Source organism: Pseudoalteromonas sp. JC28, assembly GCF_013319255.1.
GTDB lineage: Bacteria > Pseudomonadota > Gammaproteobacteria > Enterobacterales > Alteromonadaceae > Pseudoalteromonas.
The window spans coordinates 1,186,055-1,199,843 of sequence record NZ_QOKX01000001.1; the positions used below are offsets into that span (position 1 = coordinate 1,186,055).

Here is a 13,789-nt window from a genome sequence, read left to right on the forward strand (position 1 = left end):
GCGTTGAGAAGAACATGAAAGGTAAAGCAACTTCATTTGATATCGCCCATTATGCTGGCGTTTCGCAATCTACGGTGTCGCGCGCCCTAAGAAATAGCCCTTTGGTTAACGAAGAAACACGTCGTCGCGTTCATGAGATTGCTAAAAAGCTTAACTATAAGGTCGATAAAAACGCGAGTAATCTGCGCACTCAGCAAAGCAGTACATTGGCTTTGCTGCTATTTGAAGATCCCACAGAAGACGAGTCACAAATTAATCCGTTCTTTTTAAGTATGCTTGGCAGTATTACCCGAGCGTGCGCAAAAGAAGGCTATGACCTTTTAGTATCGTTCCAATCGACGAGCAGTGATTGGCATGCCGATTACGAGGATAGTCACCGTGCTGACGGGTTAATTTTACTAGGCTATGGTGATTACATCGATTACCAGTCAAAGTTACAAACTCTACTCGACAACCACACAAAGTTTGTTTGTTGGGGGGCAACAGTTGATAACCGTCCAGACCTCACTGTGAGCTGCGACAATTACGGTGGTGGTGTATTGGCTGCAAAGCATTTAATTGACATGGTCAGAACAGATTGTGCGTTTATTGGCGATGCTTCGGATCACAGCCCGGAGTTTTTTGCACGTTTTAAAGGCTTTAGAGACACCCTTAAAGCAAAAGGTATTGAGGTGAGCGACCGTAAGATGGCAAATGCGATTTCCACAGAAGACTCTGGGTATCATGCAACTCGCTCCTTAATCGCCAACAATGTTAAATTTAACGCGCTTTTCGCTGCTAGCGATCTTATTGCTATTGGCGCGATTAAGGCGCTTCAAGAAGCAGGCGTTCGCGTGCCTCATGATGTACATGTCGTTGGCTTTGATAACATTGCCGCTGCGGGTTATGTTTCTCCCTCTTTAACTACTGTGCAGCAAAACACCACATTGGCAGGACAAATGCTGGTCGATAACTTACTTACGCTTATCCGAGGTGAAGCGGTAGCCTCTACTCTCTTGCCACCGAAATTGATTGTTAGGCAGTCTTCACGGTAGCAATAGCGATAAAAATGCCGAACTCATCTTCGGCATTTTTTATGGGTTTACTTACTGTTTGTTATTTCAGTTTACTTTCTACGATTGGGTAGTGATCCCACACTTGTTTTTCATTAAGAGAGCGCACTAACTTTACGTATTCAGCATGTGTCCAAGCCAAAGGCGTCGCCGAGTTGGTTCCTTCGCCAAGTTGATAGCCAAAGGTATTTTTACCCACACCATCCCATACTTGCTCAGGTAACATCATGCCTTCATTAGCAAAGTGCTCCATCCCCTTCACGTAGGTATTTTGTATTTTGCTCTGTTCATCCGCACTTAACTCACCATCGAGCAGCGCCAGCGCAATATCATAGTGACCACGCTCTCCGGTAAAGAAAGGCCACACTCGACCGCGTTGGCCATCGGTATTCTGACCATTTTCGGCATAATTAATACCGCGCTTCTCGTCTTCACCATAACCGTCGTTACCGTAACGGCGATACCCCGGATAACTATTAACATCGCCATCAAATTTAAAGCTATATTTTACTCTTAAGTTTTCAGCTATCGACTCATCATCATATTCAGGCATGGTAGCCACGATGCTTGGGGCATCAGCCCCTCTAACCCCGTAACGCACAAGTTCTAAAAAGCCACCGTCGATGATTTGCTTCTTATCCATTCCGCTGCGGCCATTATTGGCATTTAAGGTCGTACTGGAATTAGGGTTTTCGTCTTGTCCAATACGGAAAAAATATTGACCGTCACTGTGTTTGCTTTGCAGATTACCTTTGGTTGTGAACATGAATGACTCAACATCACGATTGTACTGCTGCGCCGTCGCAAGGAATTTCTCTTGTCCCGCTTTATCACCGGCCAATTTAGCAATGTCGCTCGCTGTCACAAGGCCTGCAATGATTGCCGCGGTAGTCGATGGTGAATAGCCATTTTGCTCTTCCCAACGCTCTTGTTGCGTCGCAGGCGGTATGATTTGCGTGTCATTCCACAATATTTTAGCCAGCCCTCCTTCAACTAAAAAGTTAGCCGCGGGCTTTAACATCTTATTGTACCAATAAACCAGTCTATCATCGCTTAGCACACCCGCTTGCCACAGTTTCCATGCCAGCATAATCGGCATTGCTGTTTGGTCAAGCTGTACTCCAACCCACTCAAGCTCGCCATCTACATGCGTTTTTTGTAAGAACCAGCCGGTATCACCATGGTTACCCGGTGTTTTATCCGTAACTTGCACTTTTTCTAGATACTCAAAAGCAGTGAGTGCTGTTTGTGTATCTCCCATCGCCAAAAATGCCATCGCTACTTGATAAAAATCACGCACCCATACTGCTTTATAACCGGTATGGCCTTGCTCTGCTGGTACTGTGTCACCCCATGGATTCGACAACGATGCTATCAGTGCACCGGCATGGGTTTTATCTTCTTGCGCCTTAAGCACAAGCGCACTGATGTAAAGTAACTTGCCGTTGTCTGCGGTATTTGCCGTCATGGACTCTAGTGGCGCTAAACTTTCGAGATAATCTTGCCAGCCCATCGCAGTGCCTTGACCATTATAATCAGCCAGTACTTTATCGTAACCTTTGGCTAATGTGGCTGCCCCCTCAGCAAAGCTTTGCTGCTGAGAATGACCAAAACTCAAGGTAAGGTCAAAGGTGCTGCTGCCCTTTACTTCTCCTAAGTTTGCCAACCAGTTAACGTTGCCACTCTCTTTGCCTGTAGATGTATAAGCCTGGGCTATATGTCCTGTAGTCTCAAGTGCCGCTAAATTATCGCTGGTGCCAGTAAAACCGACAGATGCTTCAACAAAGCCGGTTTTGCTCTGCAATGAGAGATAGTTCTTACCTTCCCATGCTAACAAACCTTGCTCTGTCACTTTTGCAAAATCGTTTAAGCCATTGTTATTCACGTATGGATTAACGTTCACAAAAGCCTGTACATTTTTGAATTCAGTATCTACTTTTGCTCGAACAAACAAGGTTTGTCCATCAGGGTCGGTAAAAATATGCTTTTCAAGAGTAAAACGGCCTTGCTTATCCTTGCTTAATATTTTGTAAGCCAGCGATAACGGGCGCCCACTGGCATCTTTATAAAGGTAGTCAATCGTGACATCTAGAGCGTCAGTATCAGATTCTTTCACTGCAAAGCCGTCACCCACGATGATAAATTGCATGTCTTTGATCTGCGCTTGGTGAATAAGTCCAAACATGGTCTCTGTGATCATCCCTTTTGCAACAGAAAACCATACCTTTGAAACTGCTTTAGTAGCCGTAGAATCGCTATACTTGCCGTCTTGGTACGCTTCGTACGACGTACCAATCCCCGTTTTTCCAGAGTATGACCAATAAGGTTTAACGCCAGGTGCACCTGGTGCCGTCAGGGTTTCATTGCCAGATTGCTGTGATCCGCAACCCATGAGGCCAGCACTTACCAAGGCAAGTGCGATTGTTGATAGTTTAATCATCTCGTTCTCCTTATTGAGCCTTTATCGTGACTCTTGAAACAGCTAATGCAGCGAGTAAAAATGACACGCCTCCGATGACGAGTGCGAATATCGGTTGGTTATCAAAACCATGACGCAGAATTAGACCTAGAATACTGGCGGCGAGTAATTGTGGGATCACGATAAAAAAGTTAAAGATCCCCATAAATACACCCATTTTGTTGCTTGGCAAAGCGTTACTTAACATCGCGTAAGGTAATGACAAAATAGATGCCCAAGCAAAGCCAATGCCCACCATTGGCAACCAAAGTAATGTGGGGTCAGCGATAAATTTGAAGCTAATTAAAGACACTGCGCCAAAAAACAAGTTAGCTGCATGTGCCCCTTTGAGACCGATGCGCTTAACCATGAATGGGATCACCATCGCAGCAATAGCAGCAAAACCATTGTAGGCTGCAAATAACACCCCGACCCAATCAGCACCGTCGTTATAAAGCTTGCTCGTTACATCTGACGTACCATAGTGATGGCTCGTCACCGCTGAGGTGGTGTAGATCCACATGGCAAATAGCGAAAACCAGCTAAAAAACTGCACCACAGCAAGCTGCTGCATGGTCTTTGGCATCGTAAATAAGTCAAAAATAACATGATAAAAACCATTACTTACGCGCTGCTTTTGCTGCATCACATGCGCAATGACAAATACAATTGCAAAAGCGATGAGCAGCCCGCTAAGCAAATAAAGCTCTTTTTCAAGGCCAAGAAGTGCAACGGCAAGCAGTACAATAACGCCAATGAAACCGCTCACCGCACTGCCTTTTAAAAAGTTCATAGGTAAGCCTGATTGAGTTGCGCTCTGCGTATTCGTTTGCGCTTGTTCAAAGGCTGCGAGTTGCTCAGGGCTATATTCTTTCGTTTTTAGAATCGTCCACAATACGGAGATGAACAAGATAGCTCCCCCCCAGTAAAATGCGTATTTTACCGAGTCAGGGATTTGTCCTGCAGGAGCTGTGTTACTCACCTCAAACCAATTAGTCATCATCCAAGGCAGCGCAGACGCGACCACGGCACCGACGCCAATGAAAAAGCTCTGCATCGCATAACCTGTAGCACGTTGCTTTTCATTCAGATTATCACCTACTAATGCTCTAAACGGCTCCATCGTGACGTTGATCGACGCATCCATGATCCACAGCATACCCGCCGCAATCCAAAGCGTTGGAGAATTGGGCATAATGAAAAGCGATAGCGTGGTGAGAATAGCCCCCCACAAGAAAAATGGTCTTCTACGCCCAAGTTTTCCCCATGTTCTATCACTCCAGTAGCCGATAATTGGCTGCACGATTAAACCCGTTAAGGGCGCTGCAACCCACAATATAGGGATGTCATCGACCTTGGCACCGAGGGTTTGAAAAATACGACTCACATTGCCGTTTTGCAGTGCAAAACCAAATTGGATCCCAAGAAACCCAAAGCACATATTCCATATCTGCCAAAAACTGAGTTGTGGTTTTTGTTGTTCTTGTTGCATAGCTTACTTCTCTACTTGATAAACCGCGCTGGCAAGCGGCGCTAGCGCAATCGTTGCGTTGACGTGCTCGCCATCAGTCGTTGGTTGTAATTGTAAAGTCGGGTGTGACTCTAAAATATCGTTATAAGCACCATGCCAATCTTTAGGCAGATTTACGGTGACTATTTGTTCTTGTTCCGCATTAAAGTTGCTCACGACCAACAACTTTTGTTGACCTAATTTACGGCCAAATGCCATAACTGTTTCAGCATTGCTTGGCATCTCAGCACTCAGGGTGACTTGCTGGTATTCACCAGCCGCAATCGCCGGCTGTTTTGCAAGATTGAGTAATTTGACGTAGTAATTACGAAGCGCCTTCTGCTCATTTGAAAGAAGCGCGCCATCAAACTTCCCGTCATTCATCCATTTCTGATGTTCGGGTACACCAATATAGTCAAAGATACTGGTTCTGCTTGGGCTGCCGAACCCCGCCTGCTCAGAGCCATCCTCCCCTAATGTTTGTCCAAAATAGATCATCGATGGCGCTGTGCTTATCAGGTGACTAACCACCATAGCGGGTTTACCTTTTAGCGGATCGCCTACAAATTCAGGGCTTGCGATACGCTGCTCATCATGGTTTTCTAAAAAGTGCAACATATGTGGGGCAATATCGGCTACCGATAGATGACTATCCAATACGGCTTGGGCACTACCTTTGCCTTGCATTAACACCTTTAACGTGTCGTAGAAACCCACTTTGTCGTAGAGGTAATCCATCTTCCCTTGCTTGATATACGGGCGATATAAAGTGGGGTTATAGACTTCTGCAAGCAAGAAAGCTTCAGGATTTTTTGTTTTAATCGAAGAGTTTAGGAAGCTCCAAAACTCTACTGGCACCATTTCCGCCATATCGTAACGGAAACCGTCTACGCCCTTTTCTAACCAAAAGTGCGTAATGGCTTGAAATTTGTACCAACTATCTGGCAATTGCTTGTGTTGCCAAAATTCAAAATGTGCACGGTAATCCTGCTGAGCATAATCGTCAGGCAGGCGTTCGAAATCGTAGCTACCGTCAGGCTTCACCCCGTAATTCACTTTGACGGTTTCATACCAATCATTAATATCAGGCTTTGCCGCACGAGCACCGTTACCGGTCCACTTTGCTGGATTTTCTGCAAATTTGCCATCCGCCAATGGATGAGATCCACCACCTAACACCTGATAGCCTTCACTCGTTGGTACTGTAAATTCCTCACCAACCACGTAATAAAAGTTATTGTCCCTAGCATATGCAACTTGCGTGTCGTCATTCGCGCCAAAATCGACAGTTCCTTTAGGCGCACCGAGTGACTCATAGTTACGAGCGACATGGTTTGGCACAATATCGATGATCACTTTCAAGCCGGCGTCATGTGTACGTTCAATTAAGGCTTCAAATTCAGCCAGTCGCGCAGAAGGATCGTTCGCAAGATCAGGGTTAACGTTATAGTAATCTTTTATTGCATAAGGTGAACCCGCTCTGCCTTTTACAACATCAGGATCATCTTGGCTGATCCCATACTTACTATAATCCGTCACTACTGCGTGATGGAGCACGCCGGTATACCAAACATGGGTCACACCCATCGCCTTAATTTGTTGTAACGCGGTAGGAGTAAAATCAGAAAACTTGCCTACGCCGTTTTCCTCTATTGTTCCCCAAGGTTTGTTCACCGCTTTGGTGTTGCCAAAGAGCCTTGTGAATACTTGATAAACAACAGGTTTGCTCACTGGCGCCACTTCCGATTGCAATGTCATTTGTTCGGTTTTTTTATCAACTGGCTTGGGGCCACAGCCGCTTAAACTCACTGCACCACCCAAAAGCGCTGACACAGCCAATAGTAGAGATTTATTTTTCATAGTGTTGTCATAATGCTGTTTTAAAAGAGTCTATTTGCGTAAACGAACGTACTGAACCCATCACATATGTATTCAGAGAGACCCTTAATTAGATTTTATTTATAACGATTAATACCAAGTTACTTGTGAACATTTGCCACAAAGCTTTCTAGCTCCATTCGGTGATCTTTAAAATTCAATCCACATCGTCTGATGAAGTCATTCACTTTTTCGATGCTATGTTGGTTTGCTAGGGCATTGCCTGACTTAAGCTGAGCTTGTTCTGGGTAGATACCATAACCTGCCAATAAACAATGCCAGCTGACTGAAGGGTAATATTGATCAACGTTTTGGCGAACTAATTCATCCGATAAGTTGTTACCAGAAACCCAAGTCTGTAAAATTTGATAGAGTGACCGCGATAAGTGGTTATTGTTGGCATTATCAAGCCAGTAGTTGGTGTCAGTACGACTATTCACACGATAATGAGCGACGATATAGTCTCGAATAGCCTGATACCGTTCGCTCAAAGCGCGGTTGTGTTTATCTCTGTTACCATCGGTAAAGCCCGCATCTTGGTAGCATTCAATAAAGCTCTGAACGGTTTCTTGGACTATATGCAAAGCGGTTGCTTCTAAAGGCTCTATGAATCCTTGAGATAAACCAATCGCTATACAGTTTTTGCTCCAGTGCGCTTTAACTTGCCCGACTTTCATTTTTATATGCCGAGCTTCTACATCAGAGTCCAACAACCCCAAAGCAGCCCTTAGCTCGGTTTCGGCTTGATCCGCATTACAGTAACGCTGACTATAAACATAACCGTTACCGATACGATTCGTTAATGGAATGTGCCAAGACCACCCAAATTGACGCGCAACAGATTGTGTTTCGGAGCGGATAGTGTCAAGTTGCTTGGTAGGTATAACGACCGCAGCGTCGTTAAATAAATTGGACTCGAATGACTCGAACCCCACGCCTAAAGTGTGTTGTAGCAGTAAACTTTTGAAGCCCGAGCAGTCAATAAAAATATCACCAGCGATTTCCGTACCATCAGACCTTATCAGTGCCGCAATATCACCATCAACGTGTTTTCGAACGTCGGTAATTGTGGCATCAATGTGTTTTACATTAAACTCAGCCGCTTTGCGAGCCAACAACTGGCCAAGCAAAGCTGAGTCAAAGTGATAACCATAATTAATTTCGAATGGGAAGCTTTCTGCAGCAATTGGGGATTTATTTAAATCAGCCAAGTGAGTTGCTAAAAAAAAGTGGTCTGGGTGGCCCTCTACGTCAATCGCCTTACGCCGAACAAAGCTGTTATGAAAAAAAGCCGGTGCACTGTAGTCATCAGGTTGTGCAGGAAATGGGTGAAAATAGCTAGAAAACCCAGGTTTTGTCGACCAATCTATAAACCGAATGCCATTTTTATAGGTCGCATTACAAGCCGGCATCCACTCGGCTTCCGAGATACCTAAATAATCCATAAATCCTTTGAACTGCGGAGTAGACCCTTCACCAACACCAATAGTTCCGATGCTAGAAGATTCAACCACAGTGATTTCTATCGCTTTATCTGCCCAGCTTTTTGCCATCATATTCGCGGCCATCCAACCTGCAGTTCCACCACCTAAAATCACTATTTTCTGATTTTTCATCGCCTTCGCACCTTAAACCTATTAAAAACCACGTATTGAAAGTGAAACAAACATATCAATTTAGATAATTGATGATAACCACTCATTACACAGTGAGCGACTATAAAAAAGCCACCAAAGCAGGTGTTACTTTGGTGGCCATGAATGCTTGCTAATAATTAGAAGCTATAGTTGAACCCTAAATAATACTGGCGACCAAACTCTTTGTACTCACCAGTGGCAAGTGCAGTACCATAATTAGTAGTATTTGGCTCATCAGTTAGGTTATTAACCTGTAAGACGGCTTCCAAACCATTCTCAAAGTTGTACGATGCCTGCCAATCAACAACAGTATATTCATCAGCCCAAGCTAGAGAAGAGCCTCCTGGTGAAGCCCCTTCATATACATACTCATCACGGTAACGGATATTCAGGTGCGTTGTGAACGAATCTATGTTCCAAAATACCGTAGCACTCCATACATTTTTTGATAGACCAGGGAGTGGCAGTTGCTGATCAGGGAAGTTACCACCGCCATCTACCGTTGTTTCGCTCTCGGTATATGAATAGTTAGCGTTAAAACCTAAGCCCGAAAAGACACCCGGTAAATTATCAAACATCGTGGTATAAGCCAGCTCAATACCTCTTATGTATCCACCTTGATCATTGTTCTGAGTCGTTTGGTATTGACCTGCAACAAACCCATCTGGTACCTCTAGGCCAATATCAGCCCAGTCAACCTCACCTTCTTGATAAGTAATACTTTCAATCAAAGATTCAATATCTTTCCAGAATATCGCGGCAACAAAAGCACCACCATCTTCAAAGTAACGCTCATAAGATAAATCAATTTGAGTCGCTCTAAACGGGTCTAAATTTGGGTTACCTTTTGACCACACATTATAACGAGGACTAGTACCATCATTTGCGGTGTCAGCCCAAGACCCTGCACCACCTCTAAGCTGGTAGACAGGTGGACGGCCAATAACTTCTGCAGCTGCAAACCTAATTTGGTCCGTGTCACTCACTCTGAAATTGAGGTTTAGTGAAGGCAATGTGTCCGTATACTCAGGGCCGTAATTAACATGGCGATAATCGGTTCTTTCAACGCCATTATCATCGATGATTGAGTCACCAACTTCATCGCCTTGGATCTGTTGAATGCCTATTGATTTCGTATCAGTTTTTACTACTCGAACGCCAAAATTACCCGTCACTGGTATGTCGGCAATTTCGGTATCTATATTTGCCATAATATAACCGGCTAATACTTCTTCTCGAACAGCTCCACTTTCAATGAGCGTCCAATTGTGACCCCAAGTTTGCTGTGCCTCATAATTGCCCGGACCAAATACTTCGTTAGCGATACCTTCAAGGTCTAGTTCCAAGTATTGGAAACCTCGAGTATCTCTAACCGAAACATATCCCGTCAAATCGTGAGGAATACACGGGTGGTTCTGATCATTAAATTCACAGCCTTTGTTCGTGACGATGGTGCCATCCGGTAACTGGTAACCATTTTGGCCTTCGCGTGCGCCCCATCTAAATGTCGAGCGTTGATCCGTAAATTCACGGTCAGACCAACGCGCACCAACTTCAATCGAAGAAATAAAGCTGTTCTCAATAAAATACTTAAAATCAACCTTAACGCTATCTAACTCGTCTGTGTACTTGTGAGGAAATTGTTCCCAATCACCCAGTCGCATATTAGATAGGTCGGTATACCCATTGCCAAGTGTTAACAGTGGTGAGTCTTTCTCTCTTTGTTCGAAAGAAAAGGTTTGATTTCTTAATTCTTGCCAAGTGTTAACTAACGTTCCATCTTCCAGTGTAGAAGTACCGTATTCATATGCATGCATTGAAGCAATCATATCTCTACGCGTTTTTTCCCCTTCACTATGAGCCCAGTCGAACTTTAATTCCCACGAATCTGTCGTGTATTGCAAGTTTAAGCCAAAGCTGTCGGTGGTTGAATCCGTTGATTGGTCTTCAGAGCGCATCTCAACCCATGGGCCATTGGGATCCGTAATAGTCACATCCCCAGCAACTAGAAAACCGTCTTTAACAACTGCATTATCAACCGAATACAACGAGTTAATATCTTTTGAGAATCCTTCAATATTTAAGCCGCTCTTTTTATCTTCCGATTCAAACTTAGAATGGAAATAATCAAATTGGACTTTGAATGCGTCTGTTGGCTGATACACCAAAGTGCTTAACAGGCCAAGTCTTTCATCGCTGCCTTTGGCTGAACGATATTGAAAGCCATTGACCGAACGCTCTTCTGTACCATCACCATCAAAATCTTGAGAGCGTGTAGGAGCATGCGCTGAGATATCAATTGCGTTATTTGGTTGGTTTAGATACGCCCCACCAATAGCAAAACCAAGTGTCTCATTTAGGAATTTACCTCGGTATGAAAAACTAATACGTTCGCCTGTTGAATCCGCGCCCACATCTGATGCAGCATCATTGTAGGAATATCTTACCGAAGAATTAAAATTATGTTCTTTTTCAGCATCGAGAGGGTTTGCCGTTTTAAGTTCAACCGTAGCCGCAACACCGCCTTCAATCAGCGACGCTTTTGGTGATTTATACACTGCGGCTTGATTAATTAATTCTGACGGATATTGGTCGAATGAAATCCAGCGACTACCTGCAGTATATCCACTGGTACTCGCCTGCTCACGTCCGTTTAATGTGGTTTGAATAAAGTCGCCGTTCATCCCGCGAATATTAAGTTGCGAAGATTGCCCACTTGCTCTTACCGCGGTGATCCCAGGTAGACGGCTCAACGAGTCAGCGATTGATACGTCAGGTAAGGAAGCTAAGTCTCCAGCATCAACTACTTCTGCAATGGTGTCGCTAAATCTTTTTTTATCGATTGAGGCGATGATACTGCGCGAGATACCTCGAACTTCGATCACCTCAACGTTTTTTTCTTCATTATTAGCAGTGTTATCTTCAACAGGAGCAGCATGGCTCACACCTGCAGCAATCAGCGCAAGCGTTAGCATACTCGGTTTGAACTTAGACATAATGTTTTATCCCAATTAACCATATTATATTGTGCGATTTGTTCATCTGGCGTGCAAACTGATGAAAAAACAAACGAGCACAGTTGTTGTCAGTCAAATACTAGCGGCTGATTAAATTTGTAAACAACTTTATGCATACGTATTCAAAGCTAGTGCATTTCAACGAAATTTACAGGTTTTTTACAGGAACAAAACTCAACTCAATGATATATATATAGTTTTATTGGGTAAGGTCAAAAGGCCGACCACATTTATTTACCAGCTTTAATTTCACTAAATCTTAACTTTCACGGGCTATTATTGTCGACTGAACACCAAAATATCCTCAACATGTAATCTATAGCTATACTTAAGTTAAATTGGTCTTACCAAAAATTCACTCTTACAAAGCTTTATTTGTCTGGTTATTCCCTTTTAAAGGTCAATATTGGTAAATTTATTTTATAAAATAAAATTATGTGAATGAGTTATCATAAATTCACCTCACAAAACCTGCATACGTATGCAGGTTTTTTACACCCCACCGAGCATGACGTATTCTTTGGCAAAATTAGTGGTGAAAGTGCCCAGCATAGTATTTACTTGATACTCAGCACTGCCACAGAATAAACACGCACATAGCCTGGAGAAAGTGCATGGCAAATAATGAATGGTGGAAAGGCGCGGTTATCTATCAAATATATCCGCGTAGCTTTCAAGACAGTAATGCAGACGGTATTGGCGACTTACAGGGTATTATTCAGCGACTAGACTACATTAAATCGCTTGGTGTTGATGCAGTATGGATTTCACCATTTTTTAAATCGCCAATGAAAGACTTTGGCTATGATATTAGCGACTATCGCGATATCGATCCTATGTTTGGTACGCTCGACGATTTTGATACGCTTATTGGTGAAGCACATAAACGTGATATTAAGATCATTATTGATCAGGTACTTAGTCATACCTCAAATCAACACCCGTGGTTTGTCGAAAGTCGTGAAGACAACACAAATGATAAAGCAGATTGGTATGTATGGGCCGATGCCAATCCAGACGGCAGTCCACCAAACAATTGGCTATCCATTTTTGGTGGTGTTGCCTGGCAGTGGGAGCCTAGACGTTGCCAATATTACCTGCACAACTTTCTCACTGAGCAGCCGGATCTCAACTTTCATCACCCTGAAGTACGTAAAGCCGTACTAGATAACGTCGAATTTTGGCTTAAAAAAGGCGTTGATGGCTTTAGACTAGATGCCATCAACTTCTGTTTTCACGATAAGCAGCTTAGGGATAATCCAGCTAAACCCATTGAACTTCGTCAAGGTCGTGGCTTTAGCGAAGACAACCCTTACGCTTTTCAGTACCATTATTACAATAATACGCAACCAGAAAATTTAGCGTTTATGGAAGAGATCCGTGCCTTATTAGATAGATACCCAGGCACAGTTAGCTTAGGTGAGATAAGCTCAGAAGACTCTTTGCAAACAATGGCAGAGTACACGGCCGATGGTAATAAGCTACACATGGGTTATAGCTTTGAGCTGCTAACTAACGACTATAGTGCAAAGTACATCAGAGAAACGGTTTCTCGCCTAGAGTCAGTCATGACCGAAGGTTGGCCATGTTGGGCGTTTGCAAATCACGATGTAGAACGGGTAGCAAGTCGCTGGAGTATAGATGGCAAGGTAAACGATGCACAGGTCAAAATGCTCACCGCCCTTCTCGGTTCATTGCGTGGTAGCGTCTGTATGTACCAAGGCGAAGAACTAGGGCTTGGCGAAGCCGCCGTTGCCTTCGAAGAGCTGCAGGACCCATATGGCATTACCTTTTGGCCAAACTTTAAAGGCCGTGATGGCTGTAGAACGCCGATCCCGTGGACACAGGCAAAAACTAATGCTGGCTTCTCAGAGTCTAAGCCTTGGTTACCAGTTTCTGAAGCGCATGCCCTACGAGCTGTAGACAAACAAGCAGTAGATAGCAATTCAACGCTCAGCTACTATCAAGCATTTTTACAGTGGCGAAATGCGCAACCTGCACTAAAAACAGGTGACATTGAGTTTATTGACACTCCAGAGCCAGTATTAGCTTTTTACCGTAGAACCCAAACCCAAACATTGCTGTGCGCATTCAACTTAGCAGCTACTCAACAAAGCGTGACACTTCCTGAAGTTGCATTAACGCAGTGCGACCTGAAGCACCTAAGCGGCACGGCGAGCGCAAATGCACTAATACTTGATGCATTTGGTTGCTACTTCGCTGAGGTTTTATAATAG

At 43.9% G+C, this 13,789-nt stretch carries 7 protein-coding genes; 2 read left to right on the top strand and 5 right to left on the bottom strand.

The annotated features are described in order from the left end of the window. Window positions 1-14 precede the first annotated feature (14 nt). Window positions 15-1,034, top strand: coding sequence for a LacI family DNA-binding transcriptional regulator (locus DS891_RS05150; protein WP_039495539.1), 1,020 nt, complete (start codon window positions 15-17; stop codon window positions 1,032-1,034). Window positions 1,035-1,095: 61 nt separating this feature from the next. Here the strand turns inward: DS891_RS05150 and DS891_RS05155 are convergent, their stop codons facing one another. From DS891_RS05155 to DS891_RS05175, 5 genes are all read right to left on the bottom strand, one after another. Continuing rightward, window positions 1,096-3,492 carry a glycoside hydrolase family 15 protein gene (locus tag DS891_RS05155; protein ID WP_174169051.1) on the bottom strand — a complete coding sequence of 799 codons (2,397 nt, stop codon included), beginning with the start codon at window positions 3,490-3,492 and terminating at the stop codon, window positions 1,096-1,098. Between the two features lie 10 nt (window positions 3,493-3,502). Further along, complete coding sequence (locus DS891_RS05160; protein WP_174169052.1) at window positions 3,503-5,002, bottom strand: MFS transporter; 1,500 nt, start codon at window positions 5,000-5,002, stop codon at window positions 3,503-3,505. A gap of 3 nt (window positions 5,003-5,005) precedes the next feature. Beyond that, the gene (locus DS891_RS05165; protein WP_102056599.1) at window positions 5,006-6,880 is read right to left on the bottom strand and encodes an alpha-amylase family glycosyl hydrolase; all 1,875 of its coding nucleotides are present in this window, start codon (window positions 6,878-6,880) and stop codon (window positions 5,006-5,008) included. A 119-nt stretch (window positions 6,881-6,999) separates the two neighbouring features. Then, on the bottom strand, window positions 7,000-8,514 hold the full coding sequence (locus DS891_RS05170; RefSeq protein ID WP_174169053.1) for a tryptophan halogenase family protein: 1,515 nt from the start codon (window positions 8,512-8,514) through the stop codon (window positions 7,000-7,002). Between the two features lie 158 nt (window positions 8,515-8,672). Then, complete coding sequence (locus DS891_RS05175; protein ID WP_010604042.1) at window positions 8,673-11,531, bottom strand: TonB-dependent receptor; 2,859 nt, start codon at window positions 11,529-11,531, stop codon at window positions 8,673-8,675. Window positions 11,532-12,166: 635 nt separating this feature from the next. Here DS891_RS05175 and DS891_RS05180 point away from each other — a divergent pair. Continuing rightward, window positions 12,167-13,786 carry an alpha-glucosidase family protein gene (locus tag DS891_RS05180; RefSeq protein ID WP_174169054.1) on the top strand — a complete coding sequence of 540 codons (1,620 nt, stop codon included), beginning with the start codon at window positions 12,167-12,169 and terminating at the stop codon, window positions 13,784-13,786. Window positions 13,787-13,789: the final 3 nt, after the last annotated feature.

Excerpts from the sequence above, each read along its gene's own strand:
- DS891_RS05150 (WP_039495539.1), top strand. The coding sequence starts at position 15 with ATGAAAGGTAAAGCAACTTCATTTGATATCGCCCATTATGCTGGCGTT.
- DS891_RS05175 (WP_010604042.1), bottom strand. The coding sequence starts at position 11,531 with ATGTCTAAGTTCAAACCGAGTATGCTAACGCTTGCGCTGATTGCTGCA.
- DS891_RS05160 (WP_174169052.1), bottom strand. The coding sequence starts at position 5,002 with ATGCAACAAGAACAACAAAAACCACAACTCAGTTTTTGGCAGATATGG.
- DS891_RS05165 (WP_102056599.1), bottom strand. The coding sequence starts at position 6,880 with ATGAAAAATAAATCTCTACTATTGGCTGTGTCAGCGCTTTTGGGTGGT.
- DS891_RS05155 (WP_174169051.1), bottom strand. The coding sequence starts at position 3,492 with ATGATTAAACTATCAACAATCGCACTTGCCTTGGTAAGTGCTGGCCTC.
- DS891_RS05180 (WP_174169054.1), top strand. The coding sequence starts at position 12,167 with ATGGCAAATAATGAATGGTGGAAAGGCGCGGTTATCTATCAAATATAT.
- DS891_RS05170 (WP_174169053.1), bottom strand. The coding sequence starts at position 8,514 with ATGAAAAATCAGAAAATAGTGATTTTAGGTGGTGGAACTGCAGGTTGG.